The sequence below is a fragment of the Mesorhizobium sp. M7A.F.Ca.US.005.03.2.1 genome, assembly GCF_003997795.1.
GTDB lineage: Bacteria > Pseudomonadota > Alphaproteobacteria > Rhizobiales > Rhizobiaceae > Mesorhizobium > Mesorhizobium ciceri.
The window spans coordinates 1-1,772 of the sequence record NZ_RZRP01001084.1 but is presented as its reverse complement, the minus strand read 5'-3'; the positions used below and the strand labels follow the sequence as shown (position 1 = coordinate 1,772).

The following is a 1,772-nucleotide window of genomic DNA, read 5'->3' as shown; positions in this document are numbered from 1 at the left end:
ACTTCGGTCTTGCCGAAACCGACATCGCCGCAGATCAGCCGGTCCATCGGCTTGCCGGCAGCAAGATCGTCGCGCACCGAATCGATGGCCGTCTGTTGGTCGTCGGTCTCTTCATAGGGAAAGCGGGCGGCGAACTCGCCATAGAGGCCTTCTGCCGGCACCAGTGGCGGCGCCGAGCGCATCTGCCGCTCGGCGGCGATGCGGATCAACTGACCGGCCATGTCGAGCAGGCGCTTTCTCAGCCGCGCTTTGCGCGACTGCCAGGCGCCGCCGCCAAGCTTGTCCAGCGTCGCCTCGGCCGTGTCAGAACCGTAGCGCGACAGGAGTTCGATGTTTTCCACCGGCAGGAACAGCCGGTCGTCGCCGGCATAGTGGATTTCCAGGCAGTCATGCGGTGCGCCGACCGCTTCGATGGTGCGCAGGCCAATGAAACGGCCAATGCCGTGGTCGGCATGGACGACAATGTCGCCGGCCGACAGCGCCGAGGCCTCGGCAATGAAATCCGAGGGACGCTTCTTGCGTTTCGAGCGCCGGATCAGCCGGTCGCCCAAAATGTCCTGTTCGGCGACGACGACCAGTTTTTCGGTCTCGAAGCCGGATTCGAGGGGCAGCACGGCCAGGGCCGCCTGCCCCGGCTCGAGCTTTTCGGCTTCCGCCAGCGTCACGACCTGCTTGAGGTTGCCGAGATGGTGTTCGGCGAGGATCTGGCCAAGCCGGTCGAGCGAGCCTTCGGTCCAGCCGGCGATGACGACGCGGCGGCGCGCCGCGCGCTCATCGGCGATGTGTTTGACGACGACATCGAACACGTTGGCGTTCGGATCGGCGCGCTCCTCGACGAAGCTGCGGCCGTGGCGCGAACCGGCGTGATAGACCTTCTTGGCGCCAACGTCGGGCGCGTCGAATGGCGTAAAGTCGATCGCTTCGCGCGGCCCGAGCGAGGTGATCAGGTTTTCCGGGGAGAGATAGAGCAGGTCCGGCGCGACTGGCTTATAGGGCACCGCATCCTTCAGCGCGCCGTCGGCCTGCTTCCTGCGCGCCTCGTAGTGATCGAGGATCAGCGTGTGGCGCTCGGCCAGCGCCTCATGCGCCAGATGGTCGAAGATGACAGGCGTGTCAGGCAGATAGTCGAACACCGTCTCCAGCCGTTCGTAGAAGAACGGCAGCCAGTGCTCCATGCCAGCGAAGCGACGCCCTTCGCTGACCGCCGCATAGAGCCCGTCGTCGCGCTGCGGTGCCCCGAAGGCTTCGATATAGGAGCGGCGGAAGCGGCTGATGGTTTCCGGCGTCAGCGCCACCTCGCTCATCGCTTGCAGCGCCATCGACTTGCGTTGACCGGTGGTGCGCTGCGTGGCGGCGTCGAACACACGGATCGATTCCAGCGTGTCGCCGAAGAAATCGAGCCTGAGCGCCTCGGTCCAGCCGGGAGCGAACAGGTCGAGAATGCCGCCGCGCACCGCGAACTCGCCGATGCCGCGCACTGTCGGCACACGCTCGAAACCAGACGTTTCCAGCCGCGAGACCAGTGCGTTCATGTCGATCTGGTTGCCGGGCCTGGCATGAAAAGTCTGCGCCTCGACCAACTCGGACGGCGGAATGCGCTGCAGCAGCGCATTGGCGGTGGTGAGGATGACGGCGCGGTGCGGCTTCTTCGCCAGAGCGATCATGGCGGTCAGCGCATCGAGGCGCTTGGCGGCCGCATCGGAGCCGGGCGAGACGCGGTCGTAGGGCAAGCAATCCCAGGCCGGCAGTTCCAGCACCGGCAGGCCGGGGGC

General features: G+C 66.1%; 1 protein-coding gene. It reads right to left on the bottom strand.

Annotated elements, in window-relative coordinates:
• Positions 1 to 1,772: CarD family transcriptional regulator (locus EN991_RS34885; RefSeq protein ID WP_281058842.1), on the bottom strand; the 1,772-nt coding region annotated here is incomplete at both ends.